The sequence below is a fragment of the Stenotrophomonas sp. AN71 genome, from assembly GCF_050435725.1.
In the GTDB taxonomy this organism is placed as follows: Bacteria; Pseudomonadota; Gammaproteobacteria; order Xanthomonadales; family Xanthomonadaceae; genus Stenotrophomonas.
In genome coordinates, this window is the sequence record NZ_JBNDKU010000003.1 from 246,331 (window position 1) to 261,486 (window position 15,156).

Genomic DNA, 15,156 nt, shown 5'->3' on the forward strand with positions numbered 1-15,156 from the left:
GCCTGCGCATGTCCGATCCGTCCCTGCAACACACGCCTGCCGCGATCGACGGTGACGGGCTGCGCCCGCAGTTGGCCGAACTGGTCGCGCTGCGCCGCCTTGCCCAGCGCCCGCCTCCGCCGCGTCGCGGGCGTGCCGGCAACGCCGGCCAGGCGCCCTCGCCGCTGCGCGGACGCGGCATGGAATATGCCGAGTCGCGTGAGTACGTGGCCGGTGATGACGCGCGGCATATCGACTGGCGTGTGACTGCACGCACAGGCCGGGCCCACACCAAGTTGTTCCAGGCCGAGCGCGAGCGGATCAGCCTGATCGTGGCAGACACATCGCCGGCGCTGTATTTCGGTACCCGTGTACGTTTCAAATCCGTGCAGGCCGCGCGTGCCGGCGCCGTAGCGGCGTGGTCGGCGCAGCGCCGTGGCGACCGCATCGGAGCACTGCGCGGCAGCGACCGCGAAGCGCCGATCACGCCGGCCGGTGGGCCGCGTGGTGTGCTGCGCGTGCTCGACGCGCTCAGCCGCTGGTACGCGCAGCCTCCGGCGGATGACCTTGGCCTGGAGCGTGCGCTGGAGCACGCCGGTCGCGTGCTGCGCCCCGGTGCACGCATGCTGGTGCTGGCCGATCCACAACAGGCCATCCGCATTCCGCCGGCGCGCTGGAGTGCGCTGGCCCAGCATCACGATCTCAGCCTGGTGCTGCTGGTCGATCCTTTGGAGCTGCAACCGCCCTCGGCCGCACTGCAGTTCCAGACGGCACAGCAGCGCATCGGCCTCGATCTGCGTCGCAGCGAGGTGCAGGCGCACTGGCAGGCGCATTTCGTCGAGCCGCTGCAGGAGCTTCGGCGCCAGCTCGGTGCACGTCGTGTCGACGTGCAGGTGCTGTCCACCGATGCGCCCAGCGACGCTTGGCTGACGCCGACAGCGACCGAGGTGCCGGCATGAGTGCCAATCTGCCGTTGCGCGATGTGCAGCTGCCACCGGCACCTTCGTGGTGGCCGCCGGCCCCCGGCTATCTGATGATTGGTGGCGCGGTGTTGCTGGCGGTGTTGGTGGTTGCTTTCATCGGATGGCAGCGCCGCCGCCGTCGCCAACGCTGGTTGCAGCTGTTCGATCAGGAGCTGGCAACCGCTTCCGATGCTGCTGCGGAACTGGCGACCATTGCCAGCCTGCTGCGGCGTGCCGCACGCCATGCAAGGCCGGGTAGTGAATCCCTGCGCGATGAGGCCTGGTGGCAGCGTGTGGATCCGAAGGGCTCGTTGCCCGATGCGCGCCGCAGCTTGTTGGCCGAAGGGGCCTATCGCCCGCGCGTGGACGCCAACGAGGTGGCGGCGGTGCGCAGCTGGGCGCGTGAGCGCTATCTGGCGATGCTGCTGGAGCGTCGCCGATGAATCTGCTGGCGAGCTACTGGCCATGGCCGGACCTGCAGCTGGCGTGGCCGTTGGCGCTGCTGGCGCTGCCCCTGCCGTTGCTGATGCATTGGTGGAAACGTCACGCCGATCCGGGCGCCGCCTTGCGCGTACCTTACGCGGCCACCGAGCTGGAAGCGCTGGCCGGTGGCGGCCGCGTCGATGTGTCATGGCTGCGCACGCTGCTGCTGTGGCTGGGATGGTGCGCACTGTGCATCGCCTTGGCGCGACCGCAGCAGCTGGGCGAAGCCATCACGCCGCCGCAGCAGGGCCGGCAGATGATGCTGGCGATGGATGTCTCCGGCAGCATGGGCGAGGGCGACATGGTGCTGGGTGGCCAGGCCGTTGATCGGCTCACCGCCGCCAAGGCCGTTCTCGCCGACTTCCTCGACCGCCGCGCTGGCGACCGCGTAGGGCTGCTCATTTTCGGTGATCGTGCCTACACGCTTACGCCGCTCACTGCCGACCTGGCCAGTGTGCGCGACCAGCTGCGCGACAGCGTGGTTGGCCTGGCCGGGCGCGAGACCGCCATCGGCGATGCCATCGGCCTGGCAGTGAAGCGCCTGCGCAGCCAACCCGAAGAACAGCGCGTACTGATCCTGCTCACCGACGGCGTCAGCAACGCTGGTGTGCTGGAGCCACTGCGCGCGGCTGAAGTCGCGCGTGCCGAGGGCGTGCGCATCCATACCGTTGCCTTCGGTGGCGATGGCAGCATGCGATTTCTCGGCATTCCCATTTCCGCTGATCAGGATCCGGTCGATGAGGCGACGTTGAAGCAGATCGCCAGCATGACCGGCGGCCGGTTCTTCCGCGCGCGCGACACCGCACAGCTGGCCGGCATCTACGCCGAGCTGGACCGGCTGGAGCCCGTCGCCGCCAAGGGGCCGAGCCTGCGCCCACGCGAAGAACGTTATGCGTGGCTGCTTGGCCTGGCGCTGCTGCTGGGCGTGCTGGCCTGGCTGTGGCCGGAGCGCCGCCGATGATGGCCCTGGTCGCGAATCTTCCCGACTGGAATGCGCTGCACTTCCTGCGCCCGGAGTGGCTGTGGGCGCTGTTGGCGCTGCCGCTGATCCTTGCGCTGGCGTTGTACCGGCAACGACGCAGCGACGTATGGCGACATGCAGTGGACGCGCACCTGTTGCCGCACCTGCTGGCCGCGGGCGCGCGTCGTCGCGCACGTCTGCCCTGGGCCATCCTGCTTGGCTGGGCACTGGCATCGCTGGCGATGGCCGGACCGAGCTGGCGACAGCAGGCGCAACCGATGTTCCAGGCCAGCGCACCGCTGCTGGTGGTGCTTGACCTGTCCAGCCGGATCACCGCAACCGACCTGCCTCCTTCGCGCCTGCTGCAGGCGCGGGCGAAGCTGGGAGAACTGCTGCGCGCACGCCAGGGCGGACAGGTTGGCCTGGTGGTGTATGCCGACGATGCCTACACCGTTGCGCCGCTGACCGATGACGGCAGCAACGTCGCGCTGTATCTGGATGCGCTGTCGCCGGAGGTGATGCCGCGCGATGGCCAGCGGGCCGACCGTGGCATCGACTGGGCAACGCGCCTGATCCGGCAGATCGGCGCGTTGCAGGGGCAGATCCTGCTGGTCAGTGATCAGGCGGACAGCGAAGCGGCACTGGCGGCGACACAGGCGCGTGGCCTGGGCCTGCAGGTGTCGGTGCTGGGCCTGGGCACGCCGGCCGGTGCCGCCTACCGTGACGGCAGTGGGCAGATCCGTCAGGCGACGCTGGACGAAGGCAGCCTGCGCGCGGTGGCCGCCGCGGGTGGCGGACGCTATGCACGGATTGCCGCCGATGACAGCGACCTGCGCGCGCTGGGCGTGCTTGATGCGCGCGAAGGCGCGGCGGCGCAGCGGCCGGGCGAGGGCAGACAGTGGCGTGACGAAGGCTTCTGGCTGCTGCCGCCGGTGATGCTGCTGGCATTGCTGGCTTTCCGTCGCCGCGCGGTGCTGTCTGCGCTGCTGGCGGTGGGCCTGCTGCCGTGGATGGGCAACGTGCAGGCGCAGGCACCCGCCGCGCCGTCGTCGCAGCCCACGCAGGGCACGTTGTGGAAACGCAGCGACCAGGTGCAGCACCAGCGCTTGGCCGAGGGCGTGCAGGCCTACCACAAGGGTGACTTCGCCGGTGCACGCAGGCAGTTTGAAAGCATCGACAACGATGCCGGTTGGTACAACCTGGGCAACACGCTTGCACGCGAAGGCCACTACGACGAAGCGATCGCAGCCTACGACCGCGCATTGGCATTGCATCCGGGCATGGCCGATGCGGTGGCCAACCGTGCCGTGGTCGATGCCGCACGCAAGCGCAGACAGTCCGGTGGCGGCCAGGGTCAGGATCAGCAGAAGCCGCAGCAGAACGGGCAGCAGAAACCACCGCAGAATTCGCAGGACCGGCAGAATTCCCAGGGCCAGCCACCGCAGCCGGGCCAGAAAGACTCCGGGCAGGGCCAGCCGCCGTCGGGCCAGCAGGGCCAGCCGAAGCCCGGCGACGACAAGACACCCCCAAGCCCGCAGCCCGGCGAGCGTGGCCGCGATGGCCAGCAGGCACCGCCGAAGGTGGAAGATGCCAAGGCGCAGGCGCAGGCTGACGAACAACAGCGCCAGCGCATGCAGCAGGCGATGCAGCAGGCCCGCGAGGGCGAGACGGACAAGCAGGGCAAACCGATGCCCGGCAGCGAAGGGCGTTCCTCGCGCCAGCGCGAGGAGCAACAGGCCGTGGAAGCGTGGATGCGGCGTGTGCCGGATGATCCGGGGGCGCTGCTGCGGGCCAAGTTCCAACTGGAAAACGAGCGCAGGAAGAGGGAAGGGCGATGATGCGGGCGATGAACATGCGCGGGCGTTGGCCGCTGCGGCTGCTGGCAACGCTGCTGCTATGGCTGCCGCTGCTGGCCTGGGCGCAACCGCGAGCCTGGCTTGACCGCGACCGCATTGCGATGGGCGATACGGTCACCCTCAACGTTGAAAGTGACCAGGGCGCGCCGGACTTCACCCCGCTGCGCACCGACTTCGACCTGAGCGGGCAGACCAGCAGCCGCCAGGTGGAGTGGAGCAATGGCAGCATGCAGCAGCGCAACCTGTACGGTGTGGCGCTGACGCCACGCCGCAGCGGCGCACTGGTGGTGGCTGGGCTGCAGGTGGGCAGCGCACGCACCGCGCCGCTGACCCTGCAGGTGGACGCGGCTACCGTGGCCGGCCCGGACAGCAACGCAATGGCGTTCATCGAGACCGTTGTCGATGACGAAACGCCGTATGTGCAGCAGAGCGTGGGCGTGGTGGTGCGACTGTACTTCGCTTCGCAGCTCGCCTCCGGCGAGCTGGTGCTGGACACACCGGCGGGAGCGTCGCTGCAGCGCGTGGGCGATGACCGTACCGACGTGCGCCAGGTCAACGGCCGTCGCTACAACGTGGTCGAACGCCGCTTCCTGCTGATTCCCGAGCGCAGCGGTGCCCTGCGGCTGGCCGGTGCGCGCTTCAGCGGCCGCAGTGCCGGTGGCTTCTTCGATGATTTCTTCGGCGGCGGCGACGGGCGCATGAATGCCACCGGCGCCGATCGCACGCTGCAGGTGCAGGCGCAGCCGGCGCAGGCACCGCAGCCATGGCTGCCGTTGCAGAGCCTGCAGCTGCGTTACACCAGCGCACCGACCCGCGCCAGCACCGGTGAGGCCGCCAACGTCGTGGTCGAGGCCATTGCCGAAGGGGCGACCCGCGCGCAGTTCACCGATCTTCCGGTGCCGGACCTCGGCAGCCAGGCGCAGGTGTTCGCCGAGCCGGCGCAGTACGAAGAGACGTTCAACGGCAGTACGCCGCGACTGAAGATCACCCGCCGCTATTCGATCGTGCCGCGTCAACCCGGCCCGCTGGTTGTGCCGGGGCCGCGCCTGCCCTGGTGGGATGTGCGCAACGGCAAGGCCCAGCAAGCGCGCCTGCCGGACCTGACACTGGCCGTGGCCGCCGGCACGGGCGCTGGCAACGCCTCACCCTCACCGCTGCCGCCGATCGATACCGATGCCGCGCTGCCCGGTGGCGATGCCCCGGACAGCCGCATCGCGGCGACCGATCCACGGGCCAGTGGTCTGTCCAAGCAGCCTTGGCCGTGGATGGCAGCGGCCATCGGCCTGGCGCTGCTATGGCTGCTGACCCTGCTGTGGGGCTGGCAGCGCGGCCGTCGCCCCCGTGCAGCGGCGCCGGTGGCGGGCGGGCCCGCTGTGCCGAACGTGGCAGGCGGGCGTGCCGGCGTGGCCGAGCTGCGCCGTGCGCTGGATGGCGAAGGCTTCGAACAGGTCGAAGCACAGCTGTGCGCGATGGCTGGGGTCGAACGCCTCGAGCAGGTCATCGCCCGGCTGGGCGACCCGGCCCAGCGCCAGGCACTGCAGGATCTGCAGCAGGCACGCTGGGGCGGTCAGGGCGACCTGGCGCCGTTGCGAGCGCGCCTGCGTGAGGCCTTCCGTGACGGACCGCACTGGTCGGTGGTTGCCGCCCCCGCCGACACTGGGCTGGCGCCGCTGTATCCGCCACGGCGAACCTGAACCAGCGCCGCTTGCGCGCTTTGTTAGAGTGCATTCATTTTTCGAGGAAACCCGCGTATGACAGCAGCTGCTGCCGACAAGAAGAAGTTGCCCCTGCATTGGAAGATGGGCATCGGCTTTGCGATCGGCCTGGTCCTGGGACTGATCGTGCACGCCCTGGGCGGCAGCGTCGATGGTCTGCAGGCCGGTGCCAAGTGGGTAATGGACTACGTCACCACCCCGGCTTCGGGCCTGTTCCTCAATCTGATCTTCATGCTGATCGTGCCGCTGATCTTCTCGGCGTTGATCATGGGCGTGTCGGAGATGGGCGACATCCGCGCCCTCGGCCGCATCGGCTGGAAGACCCTGGCCTACACCGTGCTGCTGTCCGGTATCGCGGTGGGCATCGGCCTTGTGCTGGTCAATGTGCTCAAGCCGGGCGCAGGCGTCGACCCGCACACCGCCGCGCTGATGCTGTCGGAGAATGCCGAACGCAGCAAGGAAATCGTCGCCGGTATCCATGGCACGCCGAAGGGCATGGACATGCTGCTGTCGATCGTGCCGAGCAACGTGTTGCAGGCCGCGTCGGACAACGGCGCGATCCTGTCGCTGATGTTCTTCGCGCTGATGTTCGGCATCGGCATGGTGCTGACCGACAATGAGAAGGTTGCGCCGCTGCGTCGCGCCATCGAGGGCGTGTTCGAAATCTCGATGACCCTGATCAACCTGGTCATCCGCCTGGCCCCGTATGCGGTGGCCTGTTTCATGTTCAATCTGGCGGCCCTGTTCGGCTTCGAGCTGATCATCCGCCTCGGTGCGTACGTGGGCGTGGTGGTGCTGGCGCTGGGCCTGCACATGATCGTGACCTACGGCACCGCGGTATGGCTGTCGGGTCGTTCGCCGCTGTCGTTCTTCCGCGAGACCCAGGAAGCGACGGTGATGGCGTTCTCCACCGCTTCCAGCAACGCCACCCTGCCGACCGCGCTGCGCGTGGCCGACCAGATGGGCCTGCCGCAGCGTGTGTCGCGCTTCGTGCTGACCGTGGGCGCCACCGCCAACCAGAACGGCACCGCGCTGTTCGAGGGTGTGACGGTGATCTTCCTGGCCCAGTTCTTCGGCGTGGACCTGAGCATCGGCCAGCAGTTCATGGTGATGGCGGTGTGCATCCTGGGTGGCATCGGCACCGCGGGCGTCCCGTCGGGCTCGCTGCCGGTGGTGGCGATGATCTGCGCCATGGTGGGCGTGAACCCGCTCGGCATCGGCCTGATCCTGGGCGTGAACCACTTCCTGGACATGTGCCGCACGGCGCTGAACGTGACCGGCGATCTGGCCCTGACCACGCTGGTGGCCAAGGGCGAGCCCCACGACGGCCCGGCGCTGACCCCACACCAGGACTGAGTCCTGGCTCCGCCCCCGGACTCCGGGGGCGGTAGTGCCGGTCGCTGGCCGGCAACCTCATGATCTTCGTTGAATTCTGCGCAGCTGCCGGCCAGCGGCCGGCACTACCGGGCAAGGTGAACTGACCCCCGCGCCCGGCGACTATGGGACAATGGGCCGCCCGCACGTCCGCGGCCGCCTCCCGATTCCGACAGAACCATGACGCAGCCTACCCGTCGCCAGTTGGCCAACGCCATCCGCTTCCTTGCCGCCGATGCGGTTGAAACCGCAAAGTCCGGCCATCCCGGTATGCCCATGGGCATGGCCGACATCGCCGAAGTCCTCTGGAACGACTACCTCCGCCACAATCCGAACAACCCGCAGTGGTTCAACCGCGATCGCTTCGTGCTGTCCAACGGCCACGGCTCGATGCTGCAGTACGCACTGCTGCACCTGAGCGGCTACGACCTGCCGATCGAACAGCTCAAGCTGTTCCGACAGCTGGGCAGCCACACCGCTGGCCACCCGGAGCGCCACGAAACCCCGGGCGTGGAAACCACCACCGGCCCGCTCGGTCAGGGTTTCGCCAATGCCGTGGGCTTCGCCCTGGCCGAGAAGCTGCTGGCACAGCGCTTCAACCGCCCGGAGCTGGAAATCGTCGACCACCGCACCTGGGTATTCATGGGCGACGGCTGCCTGATGGAAGGCGTGTCGCATGAAGCAGCCTCGCTGGCCGGCACCTGGGGCCTGCACAAGCTGGTCTGCTTCTGGGACAACAACCACATCTCCATCGACGGCAACGTCGAGGGCTGGTTCACCGACAACACCCCGGAGCGTTTCGAGGCCTATGGCTGGAACGTGGTCCGCGATGTTGATGGCCATGACCCGGAAAGCATCAAGGCCGGCATCGAGGCCGCGCTGTCGCAGAGCGACAAGCCGACCCTGATCTGCTGCCGCACCACCATTGGTTTTGGTTCGCCGAACAAGGCGGGCAAGGAATCCAGCCACGGCGCTCCGCTGGGCAAGGACGAACTGGAAGCTACCCGCAAGCAGCTGGGCTGGGAATACGGTCCGTTCGAGATTCCCGAAGCGATCTACGCCGGCTGGCGTGCCGGCGGCACCGGTACCCTGCGCCAGGCCGAGTGGGAGCAGCAGTTCGACAAGTACGCCGCGCACTACCCGGCTGAAGCCGCCGAACTGACCCGTCGCTCGCACGGCGAACTGCCGGCCGATTTCGTTGCCAAGGCCGATGCCTACATCGCCCAGGTGGCCGCGGAAGGCGCAACGATCGCTTCGCGCAAGGCATCGCAGCTGGCCATCGAAGCCTATGCGCCGTTGCTGCCGGAAATCGTCGGCGGCTCGGCTGACCTGGCGCACTCCAACCTGACCCTGTGGAAGGGCAGCAAGTCGGTCGCCAGCGACGACGCCAACGCCAACTACGTGTACTACGGCGTGCGCGAGTTCGGCATGACCGCCATCGCAAACGGCCTGGCCCTGCACGGCGGTTTCCTGCCGTTCGACGCCACGTTCCTGGTGTTCAGTGATTACGCCCGCAACGCGGTGCGCATGAGCGCGCTGATTCCGGCCCACGCCATCCACGTCTACACCCACGATTCGATCGGCCTGGGCGAAGACGGCCCGACCCACCAGCCGGTCGAGCACCTGGCTTCGCTTCGCTACATCCCGAACAACGACGTGTGGCGTCCGTGCGACGCGGTCGAGTCGGCTGTGAGCTGGAAGGCAGCGATCACCCGACAGGACGGTCCGAGCTGTCTGGTGTTCAGCCGTCAGAACCTGCCGCACCAGCCGCGCAACGCCGAGCAGATCGCCCAGATCGAGCGCGGTGGTTACGTGCTGGCCGATGCCGCCGGTACCCCGGACGTGATCCTGATCGCCACCGGTTCGGAGGTCTCACTGGCCACCGAAGCCAAGGCCCAGCTGGATGCGGCCGGCCTCAAGACCCGCGTGGTCTCGATGCCGTCCACCGACGTGTTCCTGCGCCAGGACGCGGCCTACCGTGAATCGGTGCTGCCGAACGCAGTGCGCAAGCGCGTGGCCGTGGAAGCCGGCATCACCGGTTTCTGGCGCCAGTTCGTCGGCCTGGACGGTGCGGTGATCGGTATCGACACCTTCGGTGCCTCGGCTCCGGCCGACCAGCTGTACAAGCACTTCGGCATCACCACCGCCCACGTGGTGGAAGCAGCCAAGGCGCTGTAAGCAGCATCGCCACGCAGTAAAGGAAAGGCCGGCGCACGCCGGCCTTTCTGCTAAAAGGGGACGGAGGGGATTAAGTCGTATATGCACATGCGACTTAATCCCCTCCGTCCCCTTTTCCTGCGGGGCGAAACGAATCGTCCGCCGTGCCAGTAGATCCACGCCATGCATGGATGGACGTTACATCGCGTCCCGCACGTCCATCAGCGCAAACCCCAGCAGATTCAGCCCGCGCCACTGCGCCGGGTTGTGCGCATCAACGTGATCCTTGGCCAGGCCGATGCCCCAGACGAAATCCACCGGGCTGGCTTCCACCAGCACCTGGTCTGCCGTGGCGCGCAGGAAATCACCCAGCGAGGCATTCTGCGAGAACTTGGCCCGATTGCCTTCTACCACCAAGGCGTAGCGCGCCTGCGCCCACAGAGCCTCATCGAAGCCCTCGATCTTGCGGCCCAAGGCTTTCACTTTGTCGGGTGTGCGGCTGGTGAGTACCTGTTCGAGGATGTCGGTGGCACGAAACAGACGCGCTTTGCCAGCCATCATGAAGTGCTCGGCGGTGGGGTAGTGCACGCCATCGATGTTGAAGCCCGCGTCGTACCATTGGCTGAAACACGACGCAGAAACGCCCGTGCGCGGTGGCTGGTGGCCCCAGAAGCAGAGGTAGCGCAGGTGCTCGCCATCGGCTTGGCGGCGTTGCAGGTCATGCAGGAAGCGGGAATCGTCGTTCATCCGCACAGGATAGCGCGTCGTCAGAAGGCGAGCGGAGGAGAGGGCCATCATGCCGCAAACGACTTAATCCCCTCCGTCCCCTTTTCTCAGGCGGTGCGCGCCAGGGCGAGCCTCAACAACCATGCGTTGAGCCGCTCTCCGAAGTCCTTCGGTGCCTGCAGGTCCATGCGCTGGAGGTACACCGCATCACCGTCACCGGCCGGTTGCAGCAGTGCGGCCCACACGGTGCGCAGCTTGCTGCCGCGCGTCTGCGTATTGGCCTTCAGCCAGCCGAGCGCTTTCACCAGCACCTGCTCGATCTCGTTGAAGTCGCTGCCCAAGGGGTAGTCCGGCAGCGTGCCATCGTTGCGGAACGGCGCCAGTGCGGCCGACAATGCCCCTGGTGTGTTGCGCTGTTGACGTGCGAGGTCCGGCTGGGGCATCGCCAGCACTTTGCGTGCGGCCTGCGCCTGCTGCAGCAGGCCATCCTGGAAGGGGGCCTCGGTGATTGCGGTCATCGCATGCACGCAGTCCTCGTCGGTCAATCCGCGCAGATCGGCGATGCCGTATTCGTTGAGGTAGATGTCGCGCAGGTGGCGCGGGATGGTGGTGTGCCCGTAGTTCCAGCGCACGTTGGATTCGCGCTGGCCCTTGTCGTCGCGCGCTGCGCGGAACATCAGCACGCTGCGGGCTTCGGGCAGGGCATGGGCCATCGCCACGAAGTTGTACTGGCCACCCACACCGGACACCACGCGTCCGTCGTCCAGTGCGTCGGAGACGGCCGCACCCAGCGCGGTTGTCATCATGCACGAGTTGAAGAAGCGCGCGTGGCGGCGCTGCAGTCGTTCAAGCGTCTCGTTGCCGCCGTACAGCTGGTTGATCTCGCTGATGCGGCGCATCCCGATCGCACGGCACTCGTCCTCCGGCAGCGTGCGCAGCCACTCGTAGAATTCAGGCGACCCCAGGTAGAAGGCGCCGTGCAGGTACTCGCCCTCGGCCGCCAGGGTGGCGTGATCGATCGACAGCGTGCTGCCATTCTCGATGCGTTGCATCAACGCCAGATCGTCGTGCACCTTGCGCTTGATCACCCCGGTCTGCACCAACCGGCGGAAGCCCTCGTTGAGCATCTCGCTGCAGCCGTACAGGCCGACCTCGAACGGGTCCAGACCGCCAATCTCCTGCACCAGCGGGTGGCTGGCCAGCTGTGGGTCCAGTGCGTGCAGCACGCGGCGGTAGCGCGCGTTGTCGGTATGGCGCAGCACCAGCGCATGGCTCAGTGCATCGGCCAGCGTACCGATGCCGATCTGCAGGGTGCCGCCATCACGGACCAGGGTGCTGGCGTAAAGGCCGATGGCATAGTCGGCGTCGCCGACTGGCTGGCGGGGGAGACCGAACAGTGCCGGGTACGGCGGCGGCGGGGTGATCACCAGATCGAAGAACGACACATCCACCGTGGCCGAGCCGCTCAGGTACGGCAGCTGCGGGTCGATCTCGGCGATCAGCAAGGGCCGGGGCAGGCCACGCGCCGCGATCGCATCCAGCGTGTCCTGGGTGATGTCGTTGTTGCACGACAGCGAGAGCCGGCGGTCATCCGGGCGCATCGCCACCTTCTGCACGATCACCTGCGGCGCGCGCTGCGCGACCGCATCAGCGGCGTGGGTATAGTTCAGGCTGGTGTAGCTGGACTGTGCCTGCCGCGAGCCGAGCAGGGCGCCGGACTGCATGTAGAACTCTTCCACCTGTACATGCGCCGGCAGTGCGTCGTGGGCGATCGCATCGGCATAGGCCAGACGGGGGAAATCCTCGCCGAAATGGCGCTGCACGAACGGCGCCATGAAGCGCGCTTCCAGGCCATCGCCGCGTGCCTTGGGAGGATTCAACGACAGGGCGGTGTACAGCTGCAACGGCCTCGACGGGTCGTGCTCGACACGTGCATACAGGGCATTGAGCAGCCGATGCGGTTTGCCCAGTGCCAGCGGTGCCCCGATCCGCAACGGCCCTTCCACGCGCGCAAACAACCAGTCAACGGCAGCGTCCAGGTCGGTGAGGTGTTCGGTCATGCGGGGCGGTCCTGCGTATGTTGGGGGTGCCGGCATTACAGCATGTCGGGCTTGAACCGCCGTCGACGCGAGATTTCGGCGCCGGCCACCATGAACTGGCCATCGCCGCGGTAATGCACCGTACGCGGCAATTTCGGCCGGGGTGCAACGTGCGCACGCACGATTTCCCAGATGAACAGGTTGCTCGATGCCACCTGGCTGTCGTCATACAGGCGGCACTCGAAGCTCGAATGGCATTGCCCGACCAGCGGCGCGCCGACCTCGCGTGCGGGCAGTGCGTCAAGCCCGAAGCGGGTGAACTTGTCGACCTCGCGGCCGCTGCAGTTGCCGATGTCCACCACGGTGTCGAGCAGCTCAACCCCCGGCACATTGATCACGCATTCGCCGCTGCCGACGGCCAGTGCATGGCTGTGGTTTTCCTTCCACAGGTAGGTGGCGACCAGTGACGGCGAAAAGCCCATCACCATGTGCCAGCCCATCGTCATCAGGTTGCGCTGGCCGCGCCAGGCCGTGCTGACCAGCACGATCGGGCCGGGTTCGAGGAAGCGGCGGGCCTGCTCGACCGGGAAGTCCTTCTTGGGCAGTGCTTTCATCCGGGGCCTGGGGTGGGAGGTACCGATGCTGGCGCAGCCGGGATGAACCCGGAGTCGAGGGGCTTGACAGAGGGTGCGATTACGCGCGTAATCAATTCGTCGATTACGGATGTAAACCATGACCCCGATCAGCGAAGCCGAAGCCGTTGTGATGGAGGTGCTGTGGCAGCAGGCACCGCGTAGCGCCGATGAGGTGGTGGCCGCATTGGCCCACCGCGACTGGGCCGAGCCGACCATCAAGACCCTGCTCAACCGCCTGCTGACCAAGGGCGCGATCGCTGCCGAGCGCGACGGCCGGCGCTACCTGTACCGGCCGCTGCTGCAGCGCCAGGCGTGGGTTGAGGCGCAGAGCCAGGATTTCATCGGGCGTGTCTTCGAAGGGCGCGTGGCGCCGTTGGTGGCGCACTTCAGCGAACGCGGCCAGTTGAGCGCGCAGGACATCGCCGAACTGAAGAAGCTGATCCAGGAGCTGGACCATGACTGAGCTGCTCGACGCATTGTGGCGGGCCAGCCTGTGGCTGGCGGGGGCGGTGATGCTGCTGGCCCTGCTGCGACCGTTGCTGGTGCGGATGGGGGGCGCTGGGCTGGCCTACCGCAGCTGGTGGCTGCTGCCGCTGGTGTTGCTGGCGTTGTTGTTGCCCCTGCCGCAGGTTGCGTTGCTGCAGCACGTGCCGACGCTGTCGCTGAAAGTGGTGCCGGAGGCCGCGGACAGCATGACCGGACAGGCGGTGCCGTGGGCCTGGCCGATGCTGATGGCATGGGCGTTGGGCATGGGTATCTGCCTGTTGCGCGACCTGCGTGCGCAGCGTCGTTTCGAACGGAACATGGGCTCGCTGCGCCTGCGTGCCGATGGCAGCTGGCAGGCCAGCGGCGATCCCGGGTTGCCCGCGCTGGTCGGCCTGTGGCGACCGCGGATCGTGGTCGGGCCGGACTTCGACCAGCAGTTCAGCGCGCAGGAACAGCGCCTGATCCTGCAACACGAGCGCAACCATCGTCGCAATGGTGATCACTGGGCCAATGCGGCGCTGTTGCTGGCACGCGCGATGTTCTGGTTCCACCCGCTGCTGTCGTGGGCGGCACACCTCTTCCTGCGCGACCAGGAGCTGGCCTGCGATGCCCGCACCATTGCCCCGCAGCCTGCACTGCGTGGCCTCTATGCCAGCACGCTGCTGAAGGCACAGCTGGTCCACCCGGTTGCGCCAGCGGTCTGCCACTGGCGCAGCCAACCCGTGTTGAAGGAGCGTATCGCCATGTTGAAGCAGTCCAAGCGGAAGGCATTGCCGTGGGTGTCCGGGCAGATGCTGGTGGTCGGTTTGTGCGTGGGAATGGGGGCAGTGGCATGGGCCAGCCAGGGCACTGCGGCCCTGGTTCCGTCCACCAGTGCTGAGCCGTTCCAGTTTGCGCAGGCGGATGCGGCCAGGGCCGGCCTGCAACGCCCGGTACAGGTGGACAAAATGACGCCGCCCGCCTATCCCCGTGCGGCGTTCGAACGAGGTCAGGAGGGCGTGGTCACGCTTAAGGTGCAGGTGGACGCGCAGGGACTGCCGACCGATATCCGTGTGCTGAGCGCGACCAATCCGGGAGTATTCGATGCCGTTTCGATCGAGGCGGCCAAGCGTTGGGTCTATCAGCCGGCAATGAAGGACGGCAAGACCGTAGCGGCGGCCGTGCGGATTCCGCTCACGTTTTCCATGAGCGAGGACAGCCCGGCACCAGGAAGCGGCAAGTGAAGGGGGCGCCGCTGTGCATCGCAGCGGCGCTGTTTGCGGGGTGTGCCACGCAGGAGCGCTTGACCACGCAGGACACCCGCAGCGAGTCGGTTGGCCACCAGCGCCTGCAACCACAGGGCGCTGGTGGTGCAGGCGCGGCGCAGGCCTACGCGTTGGGTGCCAGCGAGGGCTATCGTATGCCGCAGCTGCACGTTGCGCCCGATCCGGTGGTGGGTGAACGCGATCCGCGCATGTCGTTGCCGCCGACCACGGTCTGCCTGCAGGTGGTGGTGGATGCGCAGGGCAGTGTTGAACGCAGCATGCCGCTGACCGACCGCAGCGAATGCAGTGCGGGTGGCGCGCCGGAGAATGCGCCCTTGCTGCAGGCCGCGCAGGAGGCGGTTGCGATGTGGCAGTACTCGTCCGCCGCGGTCTGCCACTTCGAACCGGGCAAGGTGCCGGCGGATCGCGGCGACTGCCGCGGTGCCCAGCGGGTTGAACCGGTGGCCGTCACCCTGCAGTACGCCTTCACCTTCGAGATCGTGAAGGGGCAGCACGTGGTGAGGACGCAGGGTCGGTAG

General features: G+C 67.6%; 13 protein-coding genes. 10 read left to right on the forward strand and 3 right to left on the reverse strand.

The features are described from left to right. Positions 1-8 precede the first annotated feature (8 nt). The 7 genes from ABH900_RS07075 (at position 9) to tkt (ending at position 9,508) form a co-directional block, all read left to right on the forward strand. The gene (locus tag ABH900_RS07075) at positions 9-938 is read left to right on the forward strand and encodes a DUF58 domain-containing protein (RefSeq protein ID WP_429622179.1); all 930 of its coding nucleotides are present in this window, start codon (positions 9-11) and stop codon (positions 936-938) included. Beyond that, the gene (locus tag ABH900_RS07080) at positions 935-1,384 is read left to right on the forward strand and encodes a DUF4381 family protein (RefSeq protein ID WP_429622180.1); all 450 of its coding nucleotides are present in this window, start codon (positions 935-937) and stop codon (positions 1,382-1,384) included. The genes ABH900_RS07075 and ABH900_RS07080 overlap by 4 nt, the downstream gene beginning before the upstream one ends. Next, positions 1,381-2,385, forward strand: a complete 1,005-nt coding sequence (locus tag ABH900_RS07085; RefSeq protein WP_429622182.1) for a vWA domain-containing protein — start codon at positions 1,381-1,383, stop codon at positions 2,383-2,385. Before ABH900_RS07080 ends, ABH900_RS07085 begins: the two co-directional genes overlap by 4 nt. After that, positions 2,385-4,223, forward strand: a complete 1,839-nt coding sequence (locus ABH900_RS07090; protein ID WP_429622346.1) for a VWA domain-containing protein — start codon at positions 2,385-2,387, stop codon at positions 4,221-4,223. Before ABH900_RS07085 ends, ABH900_RS07090 begins: the two co-directional genes overlap by 1 nt. Then, positions 4,220-5,935, forward strand: coding sequence for a BatD family protein (locus ABH900_RS07095; protein WP_429622183.1), 1,716 nt, complete (start codon positions 4,220-4,222; stop codon positions 5,933-5,935). Before ABH900_RS07090 ends, ABH900_RS07095 begins: the two co-directional genes overlap by 4 nt. A gap of 57 nt (positions 5,936-5,992) precedes the next feature. Next, positions 5,993-7,312 carry a dicarboxylate/amino acid:cation symporter gene (locus tag ABH900_RS07100; RefSeq protein ID WP_429622184.1) on the forward strand — a complete coding sequence of 440 codons (1,320 nt, stop codon included), beginning with the start codon at positions 5,993-5,995 and terminating at the stop codon, positions 7,310-7,312. Positions 7,313-7,510: 198 nt separating this feature from the next. Then, on the forward strand, positions 7,511-9,508 hold the full coding sequence (tkt, locus tag ABH900_RS07105) for a transketolase (protein WP_429622185.1): 1,998 nt from the start codon (positions 7,511-7,513) through the stop codon (positions 9,506-9,508). 177 nt (positions 9,509-9,685) lie between these two features. Here the strand turns inward: tkt and ABH900_RS07110 are convergent, their stop codons facing one another. From ABH900_RS07110 to ABH900_RS07120, 3 genes are read right to left on the reverse strand one after another with little or no spacing between them, the layout of a single operon-like run. Next, a complete protein-coding gene (locus ABH900_RS07110; RefSeq protein WP_429622186.1) occupies positions 9,686-10,285 on the reverse strand; it encodes an NADAR family protein in 600 nt (199 codons plus the stop codon). Between the two features lie 35 nt (positions 10,286-10,320). Next, positions 10,321-12,273, reverse strand: a complete 1,953-nt coding sequence (locus ABH900_RS07115; RefSeq protein ID WP_429622187.1) for an acetyl-CoA hydrolase/transferase C-terminal domain-containing protein — start codon at positions 12,271-12,273, stop codon at positions 10,321-10,323. Between the two features lie 35 nt (positions 12,274-12,308). After that, a complete protein-coding gene (locus ABH900_RS07120; RefSeq protein ID WP_429622188.1) occupies positions 12,309-12,866 on the reverse strand; it encodes a flavin reductase family protein in 558 nt (185 codons plus the stop codon). Positions 12,867-12,984: 118 nt separating this feature from the next. Here ABH900_RS07120 and ABH900_RS07125 point away from each other — a divergent pair, with 118 nt between their 5' ends. The 3 genes from ABH900_RS07125 to ABH900_RS07135 are packed head-to-tail and all read left to right on the forward strand — an operon-like array spanning position 12,985 to position 15,156. Beyond that, positions 12,985-13,350 (forward strand): BlaI/MecI/CopY family transcriptional regulator, encoded by a 366-nt coding sequence (locus ABH900_RS07125; protein ID WP_012481135.1) that lies wholly within the window; start codon positions 12,985-12,987, stop codon positions 13,348-13,350. Next, entirely contained in the window at positions 13,343-14,596 is a 1,254-nt protein-coding gene (locus tag ABH900_RS07130) for a M56 family metallopeptidase (RefSeq protein WP_429622189.1), read from the forward strand. Before ABH900_RS07125 ends, ABH900_RS07130 begins: the two co-directional genes overlap by 8 nt. Further along, positions 14,593-15,156 carry a hypothetical protein gene (locus ABH900_RS07135; protein ID WP_429622190.1) on the forward strand — a complete coding sequence of 188 codons (564 nt, stop codon included), beginning with the start codon at positions 14,593-14,595 and terminating at the stop codon, positions 15,154-15,156. The genes ABH900_RS07130 and ABH900_RS07135 overlap by 4 nt, the downstream gene beginning before the upstream one ends.